The sequence below is a fragment of the Pseudoalteromonas sp. SG41-5 genome, from assembly GCF_014164495.1.
Taxonomy (GTDB): Bacteria; Pseudomonadota; Gammaproteobacteria; order Enterobacterales; family Alteromonadaceae; genus Pseudoalteromonas; species Pseudoalteromonas rhizosphaerae.
Map to the genome: position 1 here is coordinate 16154 of NZ_JACJFH010000037.1, position 26566 is coordinate 42719.

21 protein-coding genes are annotated in these 26566 nt (G+C 40.0%); 11 read left to right on the forward strand and 10 right to left on the reverse strand.

Going from position 1 to position 26566, the window contains the following annotated elements:
• Positions 1-3 precede the first annotated feature (3 nt).
• Positions 4-1581: a dihydrolipoyllysine-residue acetyltransferase gene (locus tag H5232_RS11550; RefSeq protein ID WP_182830916.1), complete on the forward strand. Its 1578-nt coding sequence runs from the start codon at positions 4-6 to the stop codon at positions 1579-1581.
• A gap of 65 nt (positions 1582-1646) precedes the next feature.
• Here the strand turns inward: H5232_RS11550 and H5232_RS11555 are convergent, their stop codons facing one another.
• Entirely contained in the window at positions 1647-2819 is a 1173-nt protein-coding gene (locus tag H5232_RS11555) for a putative manganese transporter (protein WP_149981085.1), read from the reverse strand.
• A gap of 69 nt (positions 2820-2888) precedes the next feature.
• Positions 2889-4514, reverse strand: a complete 1626-nt coding sequence (locus tag H5232_RS11560) for a M28 family metallopeptidase (protein WP_182830917.1) — start codon at positions 4512-4514, stop codon at positions 2889-2891.
• A 108-nt stretch (positions 4515-4622) separates the two neighbouring features.
• Between H5232_RS11560 and H5232_RS11565 the strand changes: the two genes are divergently transcribed.
• From H5232_RS11565 to H5232_RS11580, 4 genes are all read left to right on the forward strand, one after another.
• Positions 4623-5432 (forward strand): DUF3025 domain-containing protein, encoded by an 810-nt coding sequence (locus tag H5232_RS11565; protein ID WP_182717853.1) that lies wholly within the window; start codon positions 4623-4625, stop codon positions 5430-5432.
• Positions 5429-6217 (forward strand): ATP-binding cassette domain-containing protein, encoded by a 789-nt coding sequence (locus tag H5232_RS11570; RefSeq protein WP_149981088.1) that lies wholly within the window; start codon positions 5429-5431, stop codon positions 6215-6217. The genes H5232_RS11565 and H5232_RS11570 overlap by 4 nt, the downstream gene beginning before the upstream one ends.
• Positions 6210-7418: an ABC transporter permease gene (locus H5232_RS11575; protein WP_182830918.1), complete on the forward strand. Its 1209-nt coding sequence runs from the start codon at positions 6210-6212 to the stop codon at positions 7416-7418. The genes H5232_RS11570 and H5232_RS11575 overlap by 8 nt, the downstream gene beginning before the upstream one ends.
• 192 nt (positions 7419-7610) lie before the next feature.
• The gene (locus tag H5232_RS11580) at positions 7611-10661 is read left to right on the forward strand and encodes an ATP-binding protein (RefSeq protein ID WP_182739269.1); all 3051 of its coding nucleotides are present in this window, start codon (positions 7611-7613) and stop codon (positions 10659-10661) included.
• Between the two features lie 17 nt (positions 10662-10678).
• Here the strand turns inward: H5232_RS11580 and H5232_RS11585 are convergent, their stop codons facing one another.
• The 6 genes from H5232_RS11585 to H5232_RS11610 all read right to left on the reverse strand — a co-directional run bounded on the left by H5232_RS11585 (position 10679) and on the right by H5232_RS11610 (position 17352).
• Positions 10679-11521 (reverse strand): UDP-2,3-diacylglucosamine diphosphatase, encoded by an 843-nt coding sequence (locus H5232_RS11585; protein ID WP_182739270.1) that lies wholly within the window; start codon positions 11519-11521, stop codon positions 10679-10681.
• 151 nt (positions 11522-11672) lie between these two features.
• The gene (locus tag H5232_RS11590) at positions 11673-13397 is read right to left on the reverse strand and encodes a proline--tRNA ligase (protein ID WP_182830919.1); all 1725 of its coding nucleotides are present in this window, start codon (positions 13395-13397) and stop codon (positions 11673-11675) included.
• Positions 13398-13487: 90 nt separating this feature from the next.
• Positions 13488-14192: a tRNA (N6-threonylcarbamoyladenosine(37)-N6)-methyltransferase TrmO gene (tsaA, locus tag H5232_RS11595; protein WP_182717847.1), complete on the reverse strand. Its 705-nt coding sequence runs from the start codon at positions 14190-14192 to the stop codon at positions 13488-13490.
• A gap of 108 nt (positions 14193-14300) precedes the next feature.
• Positions 14301-14873 carry an outer membrane beta-barrel protein gene (locus H5232_RS11600; RefSeq protein ID WP_182717846.1) on the reverse strand — a complete coding sequence of 191 codons (573 nt, stop codon included), beginning with the start codon at positions 14871-14873 and terminating at the stop codon, positions 14301-14303.
• A gap of 222 nt (positions 14874-15095) precedes the next feature.
• A complete protein-coding gene (locus H5232_RS11605; protein WP_145233918.1) occupies positions 15096-15566 on the reverse strand; it encodes an acyl-CoA thioesterase in 471 nt (156 codons plus the stop codon).
• 139 nt (positions 15567-15705) lie between these two features.
• Positions 15706-17352, reverse strand: coding sequence for an electron transfer flavoprotein-ubiquinone oxidoreductase (locus H5232_RS11610; RefSeq protein WP_182783671.1), 1647 nt, complete (start codon positions 17350-17352; stop codon positions 15706-15708).
• 195 nt (positions 17353-17547) lie between these two features.
• On the opposite strand from H5232_RS11610, the gene H5232_RS11615 reads away from it, so the two are divergent.
• The 4 genes from H5232_RS11615 to H5232_RS11630 all read left to right on the forward strand — a co-directional run bounded on the left by H5232_RS11615 (position 17548) and on the right by H5232_RS11630 (position 21850).
• On the forward strand, positions 17548-18297 hold the full coding sequence (locus H5232_RS11615; protein ID WP_149981096.1) for an electron transfer flavoprotein subunit beta/FixA family protein: 750 nt from the start codon (positions 17548-17550) through the stop codon (positions 18295-18297).
• On the forward strand, positions 18298-19224 hold the full coding sequence (locus H5232_RS11620; RefSeq protein ID WP_182717844.1) for an electron transfer flavoprotein subunit alpha/FixB family protein: 927 nt from the start codon (positions 18298-18300) through the stop codon (positions 19222-19224).
• Between the two features lie 321 nt (positions 19225-19545).
• Positions 19546-21369, forward strand: a complete 1824-nt coding sequence (locus H5232_RS11625) for a protein kinase domain-containing protein (RefSeq protein WP_149981098.1) — start codon at positions 19546-19548, stop codon at positions 21367-21369.
• 49 nt (positions 21370-21418) lie between these two features.
• The gene (locus H5232_RS11630) at positions 21419-21850 is read left to right on the forward strand and encodes a DUF3859 domain-containing protein (RefSeq protein WP_182717842.1); all 432 of its coding nucleotides are present in this window, start codon (positions 21419-21421) and stop codon (positions 21848-21850) included.
• Between the two features lie 102 nt (positions 21851-21952).
• Here the strand turns inward: H5232_RS11630 and H5232_RS11635 are convergent, their stop codons facing one another.
• Positions 21953-23002 carry a methionine synthase gene (locus H5232_RS11635; protein WP_182767446.1) on the reverse strand — a complete coding sequence of 350 codons (1050 nt, stop codon included), beginning with the start codon at positions 23000-23002 and terminating at the stop codon, positions 21953-21955.
• A 68-nt stretch (positions 23003-23070) separates the two neighbouring features.
• Entirely contained in the window at positions 23071-24045 is a 975-nt protein-coding gene (locus H5232_RS11640) for a DUF1852 domain-containing protein (protein ID WP_182717840.1), read from the reverse strand.
• Between the two features lie 521 nt (positions 24046-24566).
• Between H5232_RS11640 and H5232_RS11645 the strand changes: the two genes are divergently transcribed.
• Together H5232_RS11645 and H5232_RS11650 are read left to right on the forward strand one after the other, a co-directional pair.
• The gene (locus H5232_RS11645; RefSeq protein ID WP_182830920.1) at positions 24567-25376 is read left to right on the forward strand and encodes a sulfite exporter TauE/SafE family protein; all 810 of its coding nucleotides are present in this window, start codon (positions 24567-24569) and stop codon (positions 25374-25376) included.
• A 171-nt stretch (positions 25377-25547) separates the two neighbouring features.
• Complete coding sequence (locus H5232_RS11650; protein ID WP_182830921.1) at positions 25548-26333, forward strand: hypothetical protein; 786 nt, start codon at positions 25548-25550, stop codon at positions 26331-26333.
• The last annotated feature ends 233 nt before the right edge of the window (positions 26334-26566 follow it).

Below are 26566 nucleotides of genomic sequence, written 5' to 3' on the forward strand. Positions count from 1 at the left end.
ATCATGGCAAAAGATTTTATTTTACCGGATATCGGTGAAGGTATCGTTGAATGTGAAGTTGTTGAATGGTTAGTAGCCGAAGGCGACACCGTAGCTGAAGATCAACCGATTTGTGATGTAATGACAGACAAAGCACTGGTGCAAATTCCTGCGGTTCATGATGGTGTGATCAGTAAGCTCTATTATGCTAAAGGGGATATTGCTTTAGTGCATGCCCCGCTGTTTGCAATGGATGTAGCTGGTGAGACTACAGCCGATCATACTCAACCAGAAACAACCAGCGCGATAGAACACACGCAAACAAATACTCACGCTGAAGTCGTTGAGGATTTTATCCTTCCCGATATTGGTGAAGGAATTGTTGAGTGTGAAATTGTTGAGTGGTTAGTCAGCGAAGGCGATTTGATAGAAGAAGACCAAGCCGTTTGTGATGTAATGACAGATAAAGCACTGGTACAAATTCCAGCTAAATATACCGGCACAGTGGTAAAACTTTATTATGCTAAAGGGGATGTTGCACAAGTACACAGTCCACTTTTTCAAATGTCGATTGCAGGCACTCAAGCAAACGTTGTCGATATCAATGATGCATTAGTGAAAGCACAAACCAAAGCGGTAGAGCAAAAACCAGCAGTAGTTGAAAAGTCAGTGACAGCCCCTGTAATTAATAAAAAGGCGGTCGCATCACCGGCAGTAAGACGCAAAGCACGTGAACTTGATGTTGATCTAACCATAGTCCCAGGCAGTGGTAAGAATGGCCGTATTTACAAAGAGGACATTGAACAGTTTGTGAAAGGGGAAGTGCCAAATAGTATTGATACATCACCACTGCAAACGAAGCCTGACGTTACGAAAACCACAGCTAGCGACACTGGCGGCATGCGTATTGAGCCAATTAAAGGCATCAAAGCAGCAATGGCTAAACAAATGGTTGCTTCGGTAACGACTATCCCACATTTTACATTTTGTGATGAGATTGATTTAACAACTTTGATTGCTTTGCGCAGTGATTTAAAAGAGCAATATAAGCAACAAGGCGTTAAATTGACAATGATGCCATTTTTCATCAAGGCCTTATCGCTGGCTATGAAAGAATTTCCGGTATTAAACTCGAAAATAAATGATGAATGCACTGAGCTTAGCTACTTTGATGATCACAATATCGGTATGGCAGTTGACTCTAAAATTGGTTTGTTAGTGCCAAATATCAAACAATGTCAAACAAAGAGTATTGTTGATGTAGCCAATGAAGTAACGCGATTGACGGATGCTGCCCGTGAAGGACGTGTTAGCCCTGACGATCTCAAAGGCGGCACAATTAGCATTTCTAATATTGGTGCGATTGGCGGAACAGTTGCGACGCCAATTATCAACAAGCCAGAAGTGGCGATTGTGGCATTGGGTAAATTACAACATCTACCGCGTTTTGATGCCAAAGGGCAAGTGGTGTCTGCTGCAATTATGCAAGTTAGTTGGTCAGGCGATCACCGAGTGATTGATGGGGCCACGATAGCGCGATTCAATAACTTGTGGAAATCGTATTTAGAAAACCCAGCCAAAATGATGATGGCAATGAGTTAAGCGTAGCTCTTAATTATTCATTTTATCAAAGCTCAGCAGTCGCTGAGCTTTTTTATGTCAGTGACTTACACCCCAAAGAAATATAAGCCATAGCCAACGAGTAAAGCGGGAATTGCCGAATATATTGTTGCCACAAATGCGGCACGTGGTGCCATTGCGATTGCAGGGAAAAGGGCATCGCCGTCATTTGATATTGCATTCGCAGCTAAGGCACTAAAGGGAATGATGCCTTGAATATACAATGTAGTTACCACTATTTGTGGTCCACAGCCAGGTAAAAAACCAATCAAAACGGCAATTAAAGGCGCTAAGTATGCATAGTGAGTAAACCAGGCTTTTAAATCCACACCGGCAAATGTTACTAATAACTCAAATAGCATAAATGAGGCAACTACCCATGCCGTAACAAAATGGGTGTCTTGCAAAACTTTATATAGCTTTGAAGGGGGCGTTATAGTCTCTTCTTCTGAAGTTACTTGTTGATAGCTTTGACCTTTAGACGACAGCGCCCAAGTGGTAACAGCCAATAGCGCCATAATAGCGCCAAATAAGGTTATTGATTCAGCAAGTAGAGCATCAAAGGCTGAAAAGTCAGTATTGAAAGCAATCATTATTGCCACAATAAGACTGGGCATCATAATAATTTGCCAAATTGATTTACTGACTATAATTGCCTTACTAGGCTGATTTAAGCACTCATCAGCATAATCATTTTTTGCTGGGCGAAGATAATCTTGCTTATGAAATGCATTGACTAAGGATCCGCTGATAATACCAACGCTTAGGCCAATAATCATAATAAGTAAGCCTTCAAGCGGCTTCGTTGCTAATAGTAAAAATGCAGCATCCCCCATGGTCGCTGTTAATACAGCAACGATAGAGCCAAAGCTCGCTTGTCCTTTGGTAAATTGTGTCACTACTATGATAGCGCCTCCGCAGCCAGGTAAAGCTCCTAGTAGTGAAGCAAAACTAATTTCTAACAAGGGTGATTTTTGGCTTAAATAGCCAAGCTCTAAGTGAGGCAACCGATCGATGGCGTAGTAATAGATAAATAAAGTGACGGCAACAAATATACTAACTTGAAAAAACGCATCACTCATTGCCGTCAATGTCATTGCTCGCAAAGGAGCATAAGCTAAACAACACAACAACAATAGCGGTAATAGCAGCCGTTTATTACTGGTAATAAAATGTGTGGACGCTGGAAAACTAATTTTGGGCAGTGAAAGTGAAAACATAAGTGCAACCTAAAAACTATCTAAGTTGCACTTTAGATTTAAATTAAATGAAAATCAATATCATTTGCGTTATTTTCTTTGGAATTCTGAGTTCGCATTCCATTTGGGCCATTGTGGTTGCTCTGAAATATCAAAACCTACTTGATAAAACAGTTGTAAGTCTTGTACAGCTCCCGATAGATCCCATTCATCACGGTATCTGTCACATGGTTGATGGTAACAACCACGTAGCACTAAGCTCATGCGTTTACGATAATTAGCCGTATCTTCGTCAAGTGCTTCACTGCCACCACCCGCATACATCGCTGGAATACCCATGTTGGCGAAAGCAAAATGATCAGAGCGATAGTACCCGCCTGAAGATGGTTTAGGATCGCCGGATACCGTGCGCCCTTGTGTATTAGCTGCCTGTGCTAATAGCGAGTCCATTTCTGATTTACCAATACCAACCACGCTGATATCTTTTACTTTGCCTAGCAAGTTCAAGCTATCCATATTAATATTAGCGACTGTCTTATTTGCTGCTATCACTGGGTGTGCAGCATAATACTTAGATCCTAATAAACCTTGCTCTTCAGCTGTCACTGCCAAGAAAGTCATTGAGCGGCTAGGGTGCTTTGGTAAGCTTGCAAACGCTTCAGCTACTTCAATTAAGCCTGCAGTGCCTGTCGCATTATCATGTGCTCCATTGTAGATTTGGTCGCCTTTACGGTTTTTATCAGTACCTAAGTGATCCCAGTGTGCTGAGTATATAATATGCTCATCTGGTTTTTCACTACCGGGTAAAGTCGCAATGAAGTTATATGAAATTGATTTTTTGATGGTGTTTTTAACCGCAACAGACGCCGTTAAATCGCCCATATCAACATGATAAGCACCTTTTGCTGCATTGGCTTTCGCACTGGCAAAATCTAAACCTGCTTTAGTGAAAAGCTCGTTAGCAACCTCTGTGGTTACCCAACCTTCAACAGCGACTCTGTCCATATTATTGTTTTCTTTTTGAAAACCAAACTGCTCGCCGCTCCATGAGTTTTCAACCACAGACCAAGGGTAAGAGGCAGGTGCAGTTTCATGAACGATGATAGCCCCAGCAGCACCTTGACGGCTGGCTTCTTCGTATTTGTAAGTCCAACGGCCATAGTAAGTCATGGCATCACCGGTAAACAAAGCAGGATCTTTAGTGGCAAAACCAGGGTCGTTGACTAAAATCACCACAGTTTTACCCTTAACATCTAAACCTGCGTAATCATTCCAATTATATTCTGGGGCATTAACACCATAACCAACAAATACCAGTTCAGAGTCTTTAATACTTTGGCGTTCGCTAATGCGACTGCTGCCCATTACCATGTCTTTTTTATACTGGTAATCTTTGCCGCCGATAGTTAACACCATGTTTGGATCTGCTTCAAGAGACACCAACGGAACTTCTTGTAAAAAGCTGTCGCCATTACCTGGTTGATAACCTAGTTTTTTAAATTCATCAGTAAGGTAAGCTAGTGTGAGTTCTTCACCTTTTGAAGATGGAGCGCGGCCTCCAAATTCATCGGAGGCAAGCACTTTGACATGCTCTGCGAGTTGTTGGGCATTGATTGAATTATACCCTTTGCTAACATCATCAGAGGTGAGACTTGTTGTTGCACATCCTGCAAGTACCGCAGTTGCAAGGAGTGTCAGAGAAAAATAACGTTTCATAGTCGCTCTTTTTTTGTTTTAAGTGAGCTCAGTATAAGAACTTCTATTAAAGAGAACCAGTTTTTGCGGTAAACTCCAACCATAATAATTGTAAAGCTAAAGATACTCATGAAGCGTTTTACCCCTTACGAACAATGGCATAGCGCCAGTTTAGAAAATGGTGCATTTAGCCATTTAAATACACTGTTTTCTTTAAACGGTTTATCCGACTGGCCGCAATGTGCGTGGATTTCATCATTTTTAGATGCTAAAAATGCAAATCAGCAAACAATTCGCTTTGTTGAAGACGCCTGCTTTAGTGAGGAAGAGCGCTATTATGAGCAAATCATTTTTGATACCGGTAAAGTACCAACGCGACAACAAAATTGGCATGACTTATTTGGTGGACTTATCTGGTGTTTATTTCCTAAAACGAAAGCATTGATCAATCAACGCCATGTTGAAGAGATCACACTTCACGGCACTAAAGTACGCTCAAAACACCGCAATGCCTTAACCTTGTTTGATGAATGTGGGGTTGTACTTGCTGTAAGTGATAATGTTTGGCCTGCGTTACTTAAAAATCATCAATGGCAGCAGGCATTTATTGAGCAAAGAGCGTTGTGGGGTAAAACCATTGCGCCATTTATGTTCGGCCACGCTAATTATGAAATGCTAACAAAGCCGTATATTGGTCTGACAGGTAAAGCATTATTTGTAAAAGTACCGAGTGACATATTTTGTAAAGATTTAGCCCAGCAGTATCAGTATATTGATCAAACCCTTTATGAGATGATTAGCGTCGATAACTGTTTAAGGGACAATAGCCAGCTCTCACCATTACCACTGCTAGGCGTACCAGGCTGGTATGATAATAATAACCCCGAGTTTTATAGTAATACGGATTACTTTAGACCAAAACGAAGGACACGAACATGATAGAAGTTACGGGGCTTAAAAAGAAATTTAAGCTAACTAAAGACCATAAAAAAAACAAAGTCGATAAAATAGATCCCCGTGAAGATAAAGATTATTTTCATTCGGTGCGAGATGTCAGCTTTCATTGTAATAAAGGCGAAGTGCTGGGCTTACTCGGCCCTAATGGTGCAGGAAAAACCACCACGCTAAGAATGATCTCGACAGCGTTAAAACCCGATGAAGGGCAAATAATTATTGCTGGTGAAGACATCATTAAAAAACCACTATTTGGTCGTAAGTCTATTGGTTTTCTATCTGGCAGTACCGGTTTATATGGCCGTTTAACGGTAAAAGAAAATATCGAATATTTTGCAAAACTACACGGTATGAGTAAAGACGCGATTAGAGCACGGTGTGAAGAGTTATTTGATTTACTCGATATGCATAGCTTTATTGATAAACGTGCTGATAATTTATCAACGGGTATGAAGCAAAAAGCCAATATAGCCCGCGCAGTTGTGCACCATCCGGCAGTCGTGGTACTTGATGAGCCGACCACTGGATTAGACATTATGACCACTCAAACGGTGATCGAGTTTATAAAACGGCTTAAAGCGCAAGGGACTCCTGTTATATTTTCAACCCATCATTTAGATGAAGTAGCGCTACTGTGTGACCGCGTTGCGGTGATCAACGAAGGTATCAGTTGTTTTGACGGCAGTCTTGACGAATTTAAAAAAGTGGGTAAAAGCGACGAACTTAATCAAGCGTTTATGAATATATTGACGGAGAAAAATAATGTTTGAAGTATTTAAAAAGGAATTAAAGGAGCTATTACGAGATAAAAAAACACTCATTTTTATTGTCGCATTACCAGTTGCTATCTTTCCATTATTATTTGCGGTGATGGCATTTATTAGTTCTCAAGCAACACTTGAAGCCGAACAAAAAGTTCATACCTATGCCGTTATCAATGGCGAATATGCGCAATCATTCACAGATAAAGTTTTTTATCATAAAAGTTTTCAATTATACAAAGGTGATCACACCTTTAATACAGTTGCAGAGCTTACAGAGGCCGTTAAAGCCGGCACCATTGATATGGGTATTTTCTTACCCGCAGATGCCAAACAAAACCTTGATGACGCAAAACAAAGTCAGTGGCAAGTGGTTTATAACGATGCTAAAGCGATTAACTTTTTATTCGACAGAGTAAAAGAGCTTGCTGAAGAATTTGGTAATAAGCTAAGAGCTGAAAAACTATTAAGCTACGGTGTTTCAGTTGAGCAACAAAGTGCAATTATTGATCCAATCAAAGTTGTAAAAGTTGATACTGCTGATAAACGAGAAAATTTAGGTGAGAAAATAGGCGGCTTTATCCCTTACTTACTGATCCCATTAGTATTGATGGGAGCAACATACCCAGCAATTGATTTAGGTGCAGGTGAAAAAGAACGCGGCACATTAGAAACGTTACTATTGACACCAATCACCCGTACGCAACTTGTATTAGGTAAATTTATTACTTTACTTGCAGCGTCAATCGCCACCACAACGATAACCGTGTTGAGTATGGGCGTTTGGATCAGTATCGCGATTTCTTTCATTGATTTGGATGTGATAAAAACAGCATTTAGTTCATTACGCGTATTAGATTTGGCACTCATTTTTATTATTTTATTACCCGTCGCCGCGATTTTTTCTTCTCTTGCGTTAGCAATATCGATTTATGCGCGTAGCTTTAAAGAAGCTCAGAATTACATGACACCACTGAGTATGGGGGTGATATTTCCTATCATTGTTGCTTTACTACCGAATGTTGAGCTAACAGCTAAAACCGCATTTATACCGGTTACTAATGTGGCTTTAGCGATTAAAGAAATTATCAAAGGTACGATTGATTACACGTTACTTGGACTAATCTTTTTAGCGACCGTGATTGTTGCCGGTGCACTATTAGCATTTTGTGTTAAATGGTTTAATAAAGAAGAAGTCTTATTTAGATAATAAATTATATAGAAGTAGGCTGGGCGTGGTTGTTACAATACTCTTAGTTAAATAATAAAAATGACGGGCTAGCTCGTCATTTTTTATTACTATAGTTTCCTTAGAAAAACTAAGAATCGATAAAAAGCGCAGAGATAACTTTTTAATTGCTCTATAATGTAGTTTGTATTTGAAAGCAAACTGGCAATTTTGATGCGCAACTCACTGACATTTTTTAATTTATTTCGCAGTAATAAACTTTCTTTATTAGCATTGCTGTTTTTTTTCATCCTCGCAATACCTGCTTTATATATATTTGAGCTGAAAGTACGCAAAGATGTTTACCAGGTTGCCCAAACCACACTACAGCAAGAGCTTGATACAAAAGCACTGATGTTAAAAGGACATTTAAAAGACAGTGTTTCGTCAATCAACTTTTTAAATGCCACACCGCCTATCAGTGGCATTAGCCGAGCCGCTGCAAATAACCTTATTGATCCACTATTAAATACTCCCATCGCAATATGGCAAACGCGCTTAGCTGAAATATTTAGTGGCTTTATGCGCACTGACCCGCAGCTATTACAAGCCAGATATATTACCCTTGCTGATAATGGTCAAGAAATTGTCCGTGTTGATAGGATCAATGATGCTTTGGTTCGCCTAGAGGGAGACTTATTACAACAAAAAGGGCAGCGGGATTACATGCTTAATGCCAGCAGGTTAGATAGTGAATCTGTCTATATATCACCGATTAACTATAATCGAGAGCATGGCCAAATTCAGATCCCCTACGTGAGTACCTACCGAGTTGCTAAGCCGGTATTTAATAAACAAGGAGCAGTGTTTGCTGTATTAGTAACCAATTATTTTGCTGATGAGTTATTTAATAGTGTTACTTTTAGTTCACCTGCTGGGGTTGATGTTTATCTGTTAAATGATCAGCAGCAGTTTTTATTTCACCCAGATCCTAAACTGCGATTTGGTTTTGAGTTTGGTCAAGACATTACTTGGTCAAGTGTATTTAGTCAAAGCCAAGATATGAGCAGCCAAGCGACTTTACCTTTTCATGATTTACCAAGCCATTATTATTTAAAACAACGTATTAGTTTAGAAAATAACATTAGCATGTTGCCCCTTGAACTTGCGGTATCAATTAATACCGATATTTTGGCAAAAGACGTTGCTAAGCGTCGTGATCATTTTGTGCTGGTAATTATTTCACTTTTCACTGCTTTGTGGTTATTAGTGTGGTTATACCAAAGGTATATAAACCGCAAATTAGAGTTTCACTCCTTGAAGGAGCGTAATAACAAGATTATTGAAAATTCCCTCGATGCAATCTTAACAGTACAAGAGGATGGGCTTATCAGTAATGCCAATAAAACAGCGTTGCAGTTCTTTGATATCATTATTGATCACACCAAATTCACGCAATTATTTACGCTTGCTGAAAGTGATAATTCATGTATTGATGAAACCATAGCGCAGGGGTCAAAACCATCATTTGAAGGCGTGTATACTGATCCGCAGGATCAACAACACTTTTACTCAATTACACTTACTAGCGTGTTTGATATTTTTACCCAGCGCCACCAGGTTGCAGCGATTTTACGAAACATCAATTCACTTAAACAGACTCAAGTAGAGCTTGAAAAACTCAATAGTACGTTAGAGCAAAAGGTTCGCCAACGCACAACTGAACTTGAAAGTGCGATTGAAGAAGCGTTGGCAGCCAGTAAATCGAAAAGTGATTTTATTGCTAACATTTCCCATGAAATACGTACCCCTATGAATGGTGTATTAGGGATGCTGGAAATGCTCAAAGAAGACACACTAACGCAACAGCAACAGCAATACCTAGAGCTGGCCAATAGCAGCGCTAACTCATTAATGACATTAATTAATGACATCTTGGATTTTTCAAAAATAGAAGCAGGTAAACTTGATATTGATAATCACAGTTTTGATGTGATTACTGTATGCAGTGATATGATCACCTCTATGGCATTACAAGCCCAGCGTAAAGGCTTAGAAGTGTTTTTGCATACCGATAAAGTTATTGATCGTATGTTAGTAGGAGATAGCCACCGATTAAAACAAATATTAATAAACTTACTTAATAATGCATTCAAATTTACCCATCAAGGTGAAGTCAGTTTGACTCTTGGATGTCAGTATCTTACTGAAGAAAAGTTATTAATGAGCTTTGTTATTGAAGATTCAGGCATCGGCATTGCTGAAAAAAATATCGATAAGTTGTTTGAGGCCTTTACCCAAGAGGACACCAGTACCACTCGCCACTTTGGTGGTACTGGGCTTGGTTTATCAATTTGTCGTAAGTTGGCGCAATTGATGGGCGGTGATATTAGCGTCACCAGTGAAAAAGGCAAAGGGAGCTGTTTTACAGCGCAAGTGCAATTACATATTGCAGCTGAGAAAAAGCTCAATACAGCCGTTGAGTTGGCAAAAGATATTCAGGTTGGCGTGCTGATAGATAGCGACAGTGTATATAACAATGTCACTAATTTATTGATTAAAAATTGCCAAGTAGCGGCCAATAATATTCAACGATTTGACTACCAAGCACAATATCAAGAGTTAAAAGTTGATTTACTGGTTGTTGATAATGATCACCCATACTTACAAACACTGATTAATTTATGTAATAAGCAGAATAAAAAATATGTATTAATTTTGCGTGATTTATTGCTTAGTAAAAAAGCCAAAGAGCAGGTGCCTGAAAATTGCCATGTACTTAATAAGCCGCTTACTCAAGATCAATTTAGCTTTAAGTTAGCAAGTTTGTTTGGTGTTAATAATAGTTTTTTGGTTGCTAGCCAAGGTAGTGAGCAAACAGAATATGTTGAATACGATTTCTCAAATTTTAAGGTGTTATTGGTTGATGATAATATGATCAACCTTGAAGTTGCCAAAGCAATATTAAAAAATACCGGTGTCACTATTGTATGTGCCAGCGATGGCCTCGATGCACTAGAAATATTAAATACAGAGCAAACAGCTTTATTTGATCTGATTTTTATGGATTGCCAAATGCCAAACCTCAATGGCTATGACACGACCTCTGCAATTCGCAGCAACAAAGCTGGTGCTGACTATGCGAAAGTGCCTATTATCGCTATGACTGCCAGCGCTATGGCAGGTGACAGAGAACGCTGTATTACAGCTGGTATGAATGATTATATTACCAAACCCATAAAGCCAAAAGTTTTGAAAGACAAATTAGCTATGTGGTTAAAATAAACCACACAGTCTAAATTTTAAGCTACTGATTTTTCAGGTTTAGCCTTTGGTCCACCAAGATTTTGATTAAGTTTGGTAATATCAGCAGAATTAATCACTGTTTGAGTGTCAGACCAGTGTAGCAATTCGATACGACCATTTTCTTGCTCTACTACTGCGGTACAACTTTCTATCCAATCGCCATCATTACAGTAAACAATGCCATCAACGACTTTGAGTTGTGGGTGATGAATGTGACCGCAAATAATACCGTCTACGCCTTGCTTTTTAGCCTCATGAATAGCAGCATTTTCAAATGCCTCTATTGCTTCACGCGCTTTATGAACGCGGGCTTTTATCCAAGCAGCAAGTGACCAATAGTTACCACCATATAGGCGTCGAATACGATTAGTCCAGCGATTTAAAAATAGTAAAAAGTCATAACCTGCATCACCGGCAATACTGATCAGTTTGTTATACCGAGTTGCTGAGTCAAAATCATCACCGTGAACCAGAAGAAATCGTTTGTTGGCTTTGGTTGTGTGAATAAACTGCTGGTGGACTTCAATACCAAATAGGCTGTTATTGACGTAGTGCCGGAATGTTTCATCGTGATTGCCGGGAATATAAATCACTCGAGTACCTTGAACTGCTTTGGCTTGAATACAGGCTAATACTTGATAGTGACTAGGGTGCCAATAAAAACTTCGCTTCATAGACCATAAATCGACGATGTCACCCACTAGATAAAGGGTATCGCACTCAATACTATTTAAAAAGTCGAGTAGGTAATCTGCTCGACAATCTTTATAGCCTAAATGTACATCGGAGATCCAAACGGCTGGGTAGTACTTTTTATCACTTTTTTCGATGTCGTGCATAGGAGGTTACTCACGGTGTAATAACAACAAAGTTAAGCAACTTGAATGACGTTTATAAGACTGTTTGACGAAACATCTATGACAATTAATGATCGTGCAAAAACAAAAAAACCGCATTTCGCGGTTTTTTTGTTACAGAGGGTGCTGATGATTAAGCGTTCATGGCCGCTTTGATTGCTTCAACAGCGCTATCAATATCTATCATTAGTTTTTCACCGGTACGGCGATTTTTCAGCTCAACCTTGTTTTCATCAAGATTACGCTCACCAATTACCAACGTGAAAGGTACACCGAGTAATTCCATGTCGTTAAACATCACACCTGGGCGCTCTTTACGGTCATCAAATAACACGTCTAAGTTTGCGGCTTTTATACCGTCGTAACGGTTATTAGCGATATCTGGTATACGATCCGATTTATTCATATTCATTGTCTCAATAGCTAAATCGAACGGGGCGATTGGCTGTGGCCAAATAATACCGTATTGATCATTATTTTGTTCAATAGCCGCTGCGACAATACGCGATACACCAATACCATAACAACCCATAGTCATTATTTGGTTTTTACCGCTTTCGTTTAATACTCCCGCTTTCATCGCTTCTGAGTACTTAGTACCAAGCTGGAAGATATGGCCAACTTCAATACCGCGTTTAATATGTAAAGTACCATTACCACATGGACTAGGATCACCTTCGACAATATTACGTAGATCAGCAACTTCATACTCAGTTACATCGCGATCCCAGTTAATACCGCTGTAATGCTCGTCATCTTTGTTAGCACCGGCTACAAAATCAGCCATTACGTTGGCTGTACGGTCTACTAAAATTGGCATGATTAAGCCAACAGGGCCTAATGAACCCGGTTTAGCACCAATGGCTGCAATTATGTCAGCCTCGTTTGCCATTTCCAGTGGAGAATCTACTAATGGATGTTTTTCAGCTTTAAGTTCGTTAAGCTCATGATCGCCACGTATTACTAATGCAACTAAACCACGTTGACCATCTTCATTTGGCGCGCCGTAAACAATCAGTGTTTTAACACTGCGATGAGGTTTAACACCATAGTGTTTCTTTAGCTCGTCGATAGTTTTCGCATCAGGCGTTGGGAATGCTTTTAATTCTTTTGCGGCAGCAGGGCGCGCTTCACTTGGCGCTAATGCTTCTGCTTTTTCGATGTTTGCTGCGTAGTCACTTTTATCACTAAAGGCGATAGCATCTTCACCTGATTCAGCTAACACATGAAATTCATGAGATACACTACCACCTATAGAGCCGGTATCAGCAATAACAGGACGGTAATCAAGGCCTAAGCGATCGAATATATTACAGTATGCTTTGTGCATTACTTGATAAGTTGCATCTAAACATTCTTCACTTAAATGAAATGAATAGGCATCTTTCATAGTAAATTCACGCGCGCGCATAACCCCAAAACGAGGACGACGTTCGTCGCGCACTTTTGTTTGTACTTGATACAAAGTAAGCGGTAATTGTTTATACGAACTTACTTCTTTACGAACAAAGTCAGTGATCACTTCTTCATGGGTTGGTCCTAACGCGAAAGTACGATTGTGACGGTCAGTAAAACGCATAAGTTCTGGGCCAAACTGCTCCCAACGGCCAGACTCTTCCCATAGATCCGCAGGTTGAATAACAGGCATCAACATTTCGATTGCACCTGATTTGTCCATTTCTTCACGCACAATGTTTTCGACTTTTCGTAACACGCGTAATCCAGAGGGTAACCAAGTATATAGGCCCGACGCGACGCGACGGATCATGCCCGCTCTTAACATTAATTGATGCGATACAATTTCAGCATCTGATGGCGTTTCTTTAAGTGTTGCGAGTATATATTGACTGGTACGCATGTTTATTCCGATAGTTATAAAATTATTATTTCAATTGGGCACTCAGTTTAGCAGCGGTTGCTTTTACACTAAAGCGCTAAGTGTGTTTTTCTAACTTTTTTCTATGCTAGTGACATAGTTATGCTCGTCGTTTACTTGCCAACGGATATTAAAATCATACAAGGTCATTCCATAACTTTGTTCACCCTCTTTTTGCTTTTTATAGGCAGGGCGAGGATCTTGCTTAAGTACATTACTAATAAAGTCATGCAACTGTGGGAAGTTGGTTTGCTGTTCAATAAACGCCTGCACTTGCGGGCTAAACTCAACGGTCATTTGCGTTTCTGGGCGCGTGTCAGCAAAGCCTGCAGTGGCATCAACCATGGCATCTGAATAAGGTAAATATGGTTTGATGTCTAAAATCGGGGTGCCATCAAGTAAATCTATGCCTGCCAATAATAAACACAGCTGGCCATTTTTATACTCTATGCCTTCAAGTTTGACGGCACTCATGCCTATGGCATTGGGTCTAAAGGTCGCGCGTGTGGCGAATACGCCTTTGCGCTCATTACCGCCTAAACGCGGTGGTCTAACCATGGCTGAGTAGCCTTTATCTGCAGTTTCATGAAAGCGAAACAATAACCAAATATGGCTAAATTCATCTAAACCACGAACAAATTCTTCACGGTTAAAATCAGCAGCAAATACCAACTTAGCTTTTGCTTGTGGAACTAAACGCGGTTGGCGAGGAATGGCGAACTTTTGTTTATAAGGAGATTGAATATGGCCAATAGCCGTTAGTTGAAAATCGCTCATGAAACTCAATTACTGTTAAAGATACGATATTCTAACCGCTAACAACAAAAAAGGCAGCTCGAAGCTGCCTTTTACTGCTAAATAACCTCAAAATAGGTTAAGCATTTCTTAGAACATATATTGGAATGAAACCGATGCTACATCCATTTCTGGATCAATTTCATCTTTTAGTTCATAGCGTTCATACTCAAAGCGTACCTGCATGTTGGTGGTGAATGCGTACTCGATACCTGCACCATAAAATACATCGCCTCCACTTTGATCTGCTGATATCTTACCAATAGCAGGAAGGTCGCTGGTTACCTCAGCATCCCATTCTAGCCAACCACCTTTAGCATAGACAGAGAAGCTATCCGTAATAGGGGCAGCTAACCGTGCGGCCAAAGACACACCATCAACTTCAGCATAGCTATCAATATCGCTTACTTCATCAAAGTTTTGATAGGCAAGCTCTAAACTTAAATACTTATTAAATTGCGTACCAACGTAACCCTTAAGCATTTGTGAATCATCATCAAAATCGATGTCGTCATCAGAGTCTTCAAATTTGAATGAGTATTGACCATAGCCAATACCTGTATATACGCGAGGGTAATCCATGTTTGTTGTTTCTGCACTAGCTGCAGTATTAAAACCTAACAATGCTAATGAGATAGCAGAAAGTGAAATTGATTTAATCATTTAATAGCTCCTTTACAAAATAAAAATATAACCTTTAAATTACCGGTTAATTTTAATATTGCATGGTGCGTGCCATGATTAATTTGGCTTAAAAACAGCCAGTTATAGTCTTTTATAGCATATAAAGTATACCAATGAGCGCTATTTAAACGCTCGTTCAGTTTGGCTGGAGAAAATATTTCTGACTAGGATGTAGCTTTTACAGATAGATAGTTTAGGTGATCAGGGTTCTGATTTATGCAATAAAGTTTCAGTTTCTATGGCAATCTCTTTCATCTTAATTGCGTAGTTTTCTAATTTTTTGTCTTCATTACTCACTGCGATGTATTCTGGCACTGCTACGGGGTAACCTGTTTCGTCCATGGCAACAAAGCTAATTACACAGTGGTTAGTCTCAACTAAATTACGCGTTTTCGGATCGCCACAGCGAACTTGTATAAAGATTTGCATACTGGTTTTGCCAGTGTGGGCAATTTTAGCTTCAACTTCAACAATTTGACCAACTAGAATTGGGCGACGAAATTTAACCCCAGCGACAGATACAGTGACACAGTAATGACCACTCCAACCAGCAGCGCAGGCATAACCTGCTTGGTCAATCCACTTCATGACGACACCGCCATGAACCTTCCCGCCAAAATTCACATCGGTGGGCTCTGCTAAAAAACGGAATACAACATTAGACGACGGCATAAAAATATCTCACTCATATATAATTCTTATTAGCATAGCGCAAAAAAGGGGCCGAAGCCCCTGCAATTTAGGATAGGTTTATAACTTATATGTAAAATATTATTTTTACGCTGTATCAAGCGCTTTAATTGTATTTAGATTACATATTTGGGTAGTTGGGACCACCGGCTCCCTCAGGTGTTACCCAGGTGATGTTTTGGCTCGGATCTTTAATATCGCAGGTTTTACAATGCACGCAGTTTTGTGCATTGATCACAAACTCGTCTTTGCCGGCAATTTGCTGTATCTCATACACACCCGCCGGGCAATAGCGCTGAGCAGGCTCGTCAAATTTAACTAAGTTAACATCGATAGGAATAGCGCTATTTTTTAGTTTTAAATGACACGGCTGAGATTCTTCATGATTGGTATTTGATAAAAACACCGAAGATAATTTATCAAAGCTGAGTTGACCATCAGGCTTCGGGTAATTAATGACACTGGCCTGATTTTTATCAACTAGCGTTGCGTGATCTGGGATATTATCTTTAAAAGTAAAAGGTAATGCCCCTGCAAAAATATTTTGATCAAGGGTGTTATACGCACCACCAATAAATTTTCCTAGCTTATGCATCACAGGGCCAAAGTTACGTGATTGGTATAGCTCTTTATAAGCCCAGCTTTGTTTAAATGCTTCGCTGTAGTCAACTAAGTCAGTATGCTGTTGTTCGTTTGTAAGCGCGCTAAAGATCACCTCAGCGGCAATCATACCTGACTTCATCGCTGTGTGGTTGCCTTTGATTTTGGCAAAATTCAAGGTGCCAGCATCACAGCCGACCAACAAACCACCCGGGAAGTGCATTTTTGGTAATGAGTGTAAGCCACCTTTTGCAATCGCACGAGCGCCATAAGCAATACGTTCACCACCGGCTAATACATCTTTAAAGATTGGGTGGTGTTTCATGCGCTGAAATTCATCAAACGGGCTTAAATGCGGGTTTGAGTAATTTAAATCAACAATTAAGCCGACTACAACTTGATTATTATCACTGTGGTACATAAACGCACCACCGTTAGTATCTGCACTTAAGGGCCAACCGGTGCCATGAACTACCGTGCCTTGCTTGTGTTTAGCAGGAGCGATTTGCCAAATTTCTTTAAAGCCTAAACCATAATGTTGCGGTGAGGCATCTTGATCAAGTGCAAATTGAGTGATCAGCTGTTTACCTAAGTGACCACGACAACCTTCAGCAAATACAGTGTATTTAGCACGAAGTTCCATGCCAGGCATAAAGCCATCTTTTTCATTGCCATTGCTATCAAGGCCCATATCGCCGGTAATAATGCCTTTTACTGTGTCATCTTCAATAATCAGTGAGTGCGCGCTAAACCCTGGGAAAATCTCAACACCTAGGTTTTCTGCTTGCTCTGCAAGCCAGCGGCATACATTACCCATAGAGACAATATAGTTATCAGTATTATGAAATGTTTTAGGTGCGGCAAAGTGAGGGATAGCGGTGGCTTTGCTGTCATTATTAAACCAATATATTTCATCACTGGTTACTTTAGTGGTCACTGGTGCGCCAAGTTCTTGCCAATTGGGCAGTAACTCGTCCAAAGCGGTGGTTTCAAATACTGCGCCCGATAAAATATGAGCGCCCACTTCAGAGCCTTTTTCAACCACGCAGATCATGCACTCTTGTTGTTTTTCTTGTGCTTGTTGCGCTAATCGTATGGCGGTAGCTAAGCCTGCAGGGCCTGCGCCGACAATAACGACATCAAATTCCATGGTTTCGCGTTCGACCATATTAACCTCTTTTATGTGACGGACCTGTGCCTTTACGAGGGCAATTTCATACTTGCAAATGAAACGTTACAGGCGATGAATAGTTTAAGGTTATTTTAGGTTGACGTTTACGTCAACAGGAAGTAGTCTGATTTCATAAAATAAATAGGTTGACGTACACGTTAGCTTGTAGGTTTAAATAATTATGGAGTTCCTATGAAAGTTCTCGTTCCAATAAAAAGAGTTATCGACTACAACGTAAAAGCACGCGTTAAAGCAGATAATAGCGACGTTGATCTAACTAATGTGAAAATGGCACTTAACCCATTTTGCGAAATTGCCATTGAAGAAGCTATCCGCTTAAAAGAAGCGGGCACTGCCACTGAAGTGATTGCTGTAACCATTGGTGCTAAAGCATCTCAAGAACAATTACGTACAGCTCTGGCACTGGGCGCCGATAAAGCGATTCATATTGAGACTGACGAAAAATTAGAATCACTGCACGTTGCAAAGCTGCTTGCTAAAATCGTCGAGCAAGAAGCCCCTGAACTGGTAATTTTAGGTAAACAGTCGATTGATTCAGATAACAATCAAACAGGTCAAATGCTGGCGGCTCTTACTGGGCGCGGGCAAGGTACGTTTGCATCAAAGGTCGACATAGCAAATGGCACTGTTAATGTGACGCGTGAAGTTGATGGCGGTTTACAAACAGTGGCATTAAAGTTACCGGCCGTAGTCACAACAGACTTACGTTTGAATGAACCCCGTTATGCATCATTGCCAAATATTATGAAAGCCAAACGTAAACCACTTGAGGTAATTGCAGCTGATAGCTTAGGTGTAGACTTAACCCCGCGTATCGAACTTGTTGCGGTACATGAACCGGCAAAACGCAGTGGCGGTATCATTGTTGATGATGTAGCCCAGTTAGTTGATTTATTAAAAACACAAGCGAAGGTGATTTAAATGAAAACATTAGTTATAGCAGATCATGACAATGGCAGTTTAAAGCCTGAAACTTCTAAAACCATAAACGCAGCATTAAAGCTTGGTTTTGCTGTTGATGTACTAATTGCTGGTGAAAACGTAGCACCAATGAGTGAAATAGTGGCCAGTATTGCAGGTGTAAACACCGTGCTGGTGGCTGATCATAGTGAGTATGCGCATCAGTTAGCTGAAAACATCGCAGATTTAGTGTTATCGCTTGCGCCAGATTATTCGCATCTTGTTGCTAGTGCCACTACAACGGGCAAAAATTTCATGCCACGTGTTGCCGCATTACTTGATGTTGCACAAATTTCAGAAATCATTGATGTGGTTGACGCTGATACATTTAAACGTCCAATCTATGCAGGTAATGCCATCGCAACTGTAAAATCACTGGATAGCAAAAAAGTGATCACCGTTCGTGCAAGTAGCTTTGATCTGCAAGGTGAGCAAGCTCCCGCTGAGAGTCGTGTTGTTGATTCTGTGTTTAGCAGTGAATTAAGCGCATTTGTAAGTGTTGAGCAAACCGAATCTGAGCGCCCAGAGTTAACTGCTGCGCAAGTGGTTATATCAGGTGGACGCGGTATGCAAAATGGCGAGAACTTTTCATTACTTAATGGTATTGCCGATAAACTAGGCGCGGCAATTGGTGCGTCTCGTGCTGCGGTTGACGCCGGCTTTGTGCCAAACGATATGCAAGTGGGTCAAACCGGTAAGATCGTTGCGCCTAACTTATATATTGCTGTAGGTATTAGTGGCGCAATTCAGCATTTAGCAGGCATGAAAGATTCAAAAGTGATTGTTGCAATCAATAAAGATCCCGATGCGCCTATTTTTCAAGTTGCAGACTATGGCCTTGTTGCGGATTTATTTGATGTGCTACCAGAGCTTGAACAAGCACTCTAATTTATAACGATTCTGGTTGTTAAAAGCTGTTGTGATCAGTTTACTGATCACGCGGCTTTTTTTCTTTTATTTTACCAATCAGAAAGTCTGTAATATCTAACTAAGCAATTTCCATGAAAAAGGAGTATCACTTGTCGTTTAGTGAGTTGGGTGCATTATTTTTTTAACACAGATTGCCTTTTTACACTTTTTTTGCGCAAAATGTCAGGACACGCTAAGCTGAGGCTAAATGACTAGAAATTTAGAACTAAAAAATTAATAATCAATAAGCTAGCTTCACCCTTATCCCTTACATTTTTTAGAATACGTTGAGACCTCGCAGTGAAAACCAAAGCAATCCGCAATTTTTATATCAATGAAGAGCAGTCGGTCTATTTGCTTTCGCACCATGACGCCAAAAAACACCGCCAATGGTTGAATATCTGTATTAAGCAACTCACTAATTTAGGCTACAGCCAGGTTGAAATGATTGGCTCGGGTGCTTTTGGATTTGTATTTGCGGGTTTAGATGAGCGTAAACTTCCTTGGGTGTTTAAATTTTCACGTATTACCTTGGCGCAAAGTGTACGTGATCGACTTGAGGACGAAGCGTATATGCTCTCGCAAGTTGATAACCCATTAGTGCCTAAGTTTTATGCTTTTGAACGGATAAAAAAGCAGGGCATTTTAATGATGGCCCGCGCGCTGGGCGAAGACTTAGAAAAAGTATCACTTAAAAAAGGCCGCTTTAGCGCCGCAGCAATCACCAGTTTAGCGCTAAAACTACGTAATGTATTAATAGACCTACGCACTCAGCAAAATGGCATAACGCCACAACCGATTGTGCATGGCGATATCAAGCCCTCTAATCTAGTGTGGGATGAACATACCCAAGGCTTATCGCTGGTGGACTGGGGCAGCTCTGTGTATGCCCAAATAGACAGTAATGGCGAGCCAATCACCAGTAACTTTATGGATTTAATGTCTGGCGATTTAAGTACCACCAATGCGCGGATGGGGGATGTGTATTTTATTGGTGATGAGCAAATGTCAGGTGCTAAATCATCGCCGCGTTTTGATGAGCAAGGCGTGGCGTCCACCTTATACGCACTGGCTTCTGCACAGTCATGCCGATTTGGCGCGCAAGTGATCCCAGCCAGTTCACTAGGGCTCCCTATGGAGCTTGCAAAAGTGATTGACGGTATGCTCTCTAAAAATAAAATTACAAGAGACGGGGCGGGTGATTACTTTATGCGTAATATGCCTGCTATGGCAAAAGCATATTTACCAGAGCTCAATTTAGCTGAAGATGTGCGAGCCAATATTCCATTTTGGTTTGGTAACGATGACGAACTACCTGATACTGTGGTTTATAGTTCACGTAAACAATTTTTACGCCAAGCCGACCACAATCAACAACTGCTTGATGTAAATGACGCTCAATTGGACCGGTATTATAAAGAATTCCTGTTTGATACCGGTGATACTGAAAAAGCATTTTTAGCCTCTATCAGCCGATTAGCAAAATACCCAGTAGTAGGGGGCTTAAGCTTTCATTGGAAAGAAGAATCACTGTTCGTTGAATCATCACTGATCATGCATGATGAAAGTTTAGGCCATGCTTTTACCCAAGCGGTTAATAATACCGTGATGTTGGCACAAGGCATTCATCAAAAAGGCTTATTTAAGTGTTGTTTATTTGATGCAAGAAAGACCATTCAACTGGAGCGTGATGGCACAGGGGCATTTAAGTTTGAACAACTTCCAGAGCTTGACTATGAGGTAATGAATTTAAAAAGCTCAGAAGTCACCCGACCACATTCTTATTTTGAAGACGGTAAAGATCCGGACGAGCAACTGCAGCTACCTAAAAAAGTGATCAAATGCGTATTTGAGTTAAACCAAATACATCATACCGGCTGCATTATTTTTGAAGCTTTACCAGATAGAATGAAAATACATCATTACTATCGTTTGTTAGATGGCACTAAAGAAGCACAGTTTAAGCGCTTGCTTAATAAGTTGATGCAATATGCGGTGAGCATTACTGATGTGGGGGTTGCCGGGTTTATGAAACTACCTTACAAAAATACCCGTGAGTTTGCCTTGTGTGATCGCCAGCCTGATTTTTTCTATCCTAAAGATCCTAAACGTTTTGGCGCTTAATTTTGCCGTGTAAATACGTTAAACTAATGCATCAAAAAAAGGATAAATAATGGCAAAAACTCAGCCCGCAATCACTATGCAAAGCTTTGGTATTTATACAAAGTGGGATTCATCATCAAAAGCCTTACCGCAAATTCAAGCATTTACCACAAAAGTACCCGCACAACTCGATGTGGAGTTTGGTTTTATCATTAATATTAAAAAAGCCAAAGGCGAAAAGCTTCATTATTGTATTTATCATCCTGACATACCGGATGCTGATGGTGAGGTAATGCCACCATTTGACGGCTTTGAATACGTTAAAGACAATGACTGGCACTTTTACTTAGGTGATACCTTGTGGCAACCTATCAGCAATAAAATAGGTGACTGGCGCATGACCATAGAGCTAAACGGTAAACTGATTGCCGATAAAACATTTTCAGTGTTTGAACAAGAGTCCATGTCAGAAATTGAGTTTTGGCAAAAGCGCGGGTATTAAATACTTTATGTGTATATAGGCTTATTGTATTTGTAGTAAGTGTAATTGTTGAAAATAAATTAGGACGAGGTGGTTACTCCACCTCATGAAATAAATTAGATTTTAATTACTTTGAGCCAGCTCTTTTCTAATAATCTCTGCGCCAGCGGTTAACGCATTGAGCTTACCTCTTGCAACTGCGCGAGGTAGGGGGGCCATACCACAGTTAGTACACGGGTAGAGCTTGTCAGCATCGACAAACTGCAGTGCTTTACGTAGCGTATTTGCCACTTCCTCTGGTGTTTCTATGGTATTGGTGGCAACGTCAATGGCGCCTACCATTACTTTTTTACCGCGAATAAGTTCAAGTAGTTCCATTGGTACGTGCGAGTTGTGGCATTCTAATGAGATAATATCAATATTAGATTGCTGCAGTTTTGGAAATGCTTCTTCGTATTGTCGCCATTCTGAGCCTAACGTTTTTTTCCAATCTGTATTGGCTTTGATACCATAACCATAACAAATATGTACGGCCGTTTCGCATTTAAGGCCTTCAATGGCTTTTTCTAAACACGCAATTCCCCAATCATTTACTTCATCAAAAAACACATTAAATGCAGGCTCATCAAATTGAATGATATCAACCCCCGCAGCTTCTAGTTCTTTGGCTTCTTGATTAAGAATTTTGGCAAATTCCCAAGCGAGCTGTTCGCGGCTTTTATAATGGTCATCATAAAGTGTATCTATCATGGTCATAGGACCTGGTAGCGCCCATTTGATCGGTTGTTTGGTTTGGCTGCGTAAAAACTTAGCATCATCAACAAAAACCGGTTTGATACGACTAACAGGACCTACCACAGTAGGTACACTGGCATCATAGCGGTCACGAATTCTCACCGTTTTACGGTTTTCAAAATCTACACCGTTAAGGTGCTCAATAAATGTGGTAACAAAGTGTTGGCGTGTTTGTTCGCCATCACTGACAATATCAATACCTGCGCATTGTTGCTCTTGCAGAGAGATCCGTAACGCATCGTGTTTGCCGTCAATTAATTCATCACCTTGAAGTTTCCAAGGTGACCAAAGAGTCTCCGGCTCTGCAAGCCATGAAGGTTTAGGTAAGCTGCCTGCAGTTGAAGTCGGTAATATTGTTTTGCTAATAGATGTTTTCATAATAAATAATGCCATTTATTTGGGTTAACTTTTTAAGTTGCGATTGAATCTAACGATTGAACTCGCTATTACGCGTAATTAGCAGACCATTGCTCAAGCACTGTTTGATATGGCTTGATGAAGTGCTGCTCAGCAAATTTCCCCTGTTCATTCGCCAATTTACTGCGCTCTTCACGGTCATAAACAATTTGCGTGAGTGAATGATCTAGGTTCTTCAAATTTGGTTGATATGATTTCCCCGCAGTCGCATTGGCATTATAGATCTCTGGTCGGTAGATTTTTTGAAATGTCTCCATAGTGCTAATAGTGCTAATAAGCTCAAGATGAGTGTAATCATTTAGCAAATCACCAACAAAATAAAAGGCTAAGGGCGCTACACTATTTGGCGGCATAAAATAACGCACCTGCAAGCCCATTTTTTTGAAATATTGCTCAGTCAAAGACGGTTCATTTGGCTGATATTCAACACCTAACGCAGGGTGCTGATTTTCAGTACGATGATAGGTCTTGTTATCCGAAACACTTAGGCATATTACTGGCGGCTTTTTAAAGTGCTTTTTGTAGCTGTCAGAACTAATAAAATATTTAAATAGTTTGCCATGCAGCTCGCCAAAGTTATCAGGAATACTAAATTTAGGCTGATCTTTATTATGTTCTTGCAGTAATACACTAAAATCATAGTCGCGCACATAGGAGGAAAAATTATTTCCTACAATGCCTTCAATGCGTTTGTTAGTGTGATGATCAACAATATTTGTTTTCAATATTTCAATCGATGGAAAGCTATTACCACTGCCAGCAATATCCATATCAACAGAGATGATTTCAAGCTCTACAGAATAACGATCCGCTTTTGGGTTATCCCACTGCGCCAAGGCATTAAAACGGTTATCGATCATTTTTAAGGCGTTGCGTAAGTTTGCTTGGCGATAACTGCCTCTGGCCAAGTTTGCAAAATTGGTAGTGATACGTGTATTAGCTGCTGGATGATAATTTTCATCGAGACAAATACTCTTAATAGTAAATGTGAAATCTTTAGTCATGGTGATCTGTATCCAATTATCTGATTTAAAACCTGCGTTTATGCTGTGCTCTTGAGCGAATTAACGTTACTGATCTCTCAGTAAGTGATGTTCACAGTTTTTGTGTTTGTGCCTGATGGCTTAATTAAAACCGCTGTAAAACTGTGTTGCCTCTAAGAGTTGAGCTATTTATACGTGGATCGGTACATGAATAAAAACGGTTTAATTTCACCTAAAACATGAGCTGTATTCATCAACTAATAATATTGCACGCCATTAGCTATAAATTATCTGAAGTGGCACTTTAAAAGACAGAGTGCCAACTTGGCTATACAGACATTTAGACTTCTGGGTGGGTATCTTGTATTTATTTCATCTAAAACATGAGGATTATTCAGGGCTTAATTTAGCAAATATATCAATGGGCATCAGTTATATTGATATACTCGCGGCCAATGTGGTGAGTGATCGCTGCTCTGTTGGAAATAGAAACGCATTCATCTGGCATGAGTGCCCCAAAATTATAATAAGAGATAAACGCAATGAGTGAATTGATAATGTTGATTTTATACTGCGCCTTACTTGGCAGTGGCGTAGGTTTTTTAGCAGGGCTGCTAGGTATTGGGGGCGGGCTGGTTATTGTTCCTGTGTTGAGTATTATTTTACTGCATTTTGAAATTCTACCAGCTGAGCAAGTCGTTATTGCCGCAATTGCAACGTCATTAGCATCAATATTATTTACATCAACGTCTTCCGCAATCGCACATCATAAAAATGGCAATGTTCCATGGACTCTTGCTCCTTGGGTAATGACGGGCGTTGCACTGGGGGCGCTTATCAGTGGCTTTATAGCAGCACTATTACCTGAGCAGATTGTTCGCTTAGTGTTTGCTGTCACAGTGGTACTTATTGCGATAAAGATGTTTGTAAGTAATAAGCGTAAGCCATCGGTTGAGCGTGACATGCCCAATAAAGGTGTGTTAACCATTATGACCACGATCACCGGCGGCTTGTCTGCGATGATCGGTATTGGCGGAGGCGCGCTTTTGGTACCATTGTTAATGTTTTTCTCAGTCGATATGAAAAAAGCCATAGGGTGTGCATCCGCATGCGGCATTGTTATCGCATTATTTGGTTCAATTGGTTACATCAGCTCAGGCAGCGGCCATTTTGCACTAGAAGATGGATTTGCTGGATTCGTGTATTTACCAGCGTTATTCGGTATTATTTGCACTTCCTGGTTTACCGCCCCGTTAGGCGCCAAAGCCACCCATCACTTACCTGTCACGTTAGTTAAAAAAATCTTCGCCGCATTGTTGCTAGTAACCGCTGTCAAAATGATTATGTATTAAATACGAATAGCACTGTCCAAGTGCTTAGTTATTAAATTTAGTTTAGTGGTTGGGGTTACAGTGGCGAATATTCAAAGTATCGGTACATTTATTCGTACAGGGCGAGGTGCTGCTTAGTTGTTAAGCGGTTTAGATTGGTGTAAAAAGGAGGTTTAATGCGAGGGAATATAGATGGATCAAACGAATAAAAAAACTAACTCTGCAAAAAACGCATTAAAAATGGCTGTCTTATCTGTTGTGTTATCAGTAGTTATTTTTTATTGCAGATTTGATATTGAATTTAATGCACCGATGAAAAATTGGGTTGAAACTGCAACATATTTTAATAACTTACTCTCACCGATATTTCTTTTGATAACAATTTTTTTATTGTATTGGACTTGGAAAGATACAAAGGAAGGATTTAACCAACAAAACGCTGACAATGTTTATAACTACATTATAGATTCTACGACAAAATTCGCAGATAGTTATAAGCAAGAGCTAGAGAGAGACAAATATGAAGAATCGATCTCTATGAACAATTATATGTATTTGATAAGTTGTGCATACACGTCCTATTTAAAAGACGGAGAGATAAATCCAATTGGACTAAGAGAAAAGTTGCCAGAGGTATATCAATCATACATTGACAATAGTAGTGTTATTGTTACCTCATCGACATTCTTTTATAAACAATACTCACAGCTCACGAATGAACAACATCAAATTAGTTTCAAATTACATCTGTTTGGTATTCTTGGTAGAGATATTTTAACTTCGATGGTATTTTCAAAATTGAGAGTTAAGCACAACTTAGAAGAGAAAGGGTTCGGCTACAAACATACAATTGCTGAAATTGAGTTTCTTAAGTCTGTTACGCTCATTGCCCACAATGATGCAAATAATAAGCTAATTGACTCATATTTTGATGATCAAAAATTAGATAGTTTTTATATGATACTAAATCCAAAGTAAACCCTTTACAGCCGAAGACTTTCCCCTTAAATTTTATACTCATTACCAGTGTCATCATTATAAAAACTGGTAACGATGTAATAACAGTTGCCAAAAGATCTAAACTCTCTAACTTTAAGTTAGTGCTGAATAGTTAATTTACAAAGATTAAATACAAAAAAGCTGGCACTGCCAGCTTAATTATTAAAAAATTTTGTTAGCACCTAGCACCTAGCACCTAGCACCTAGCACCT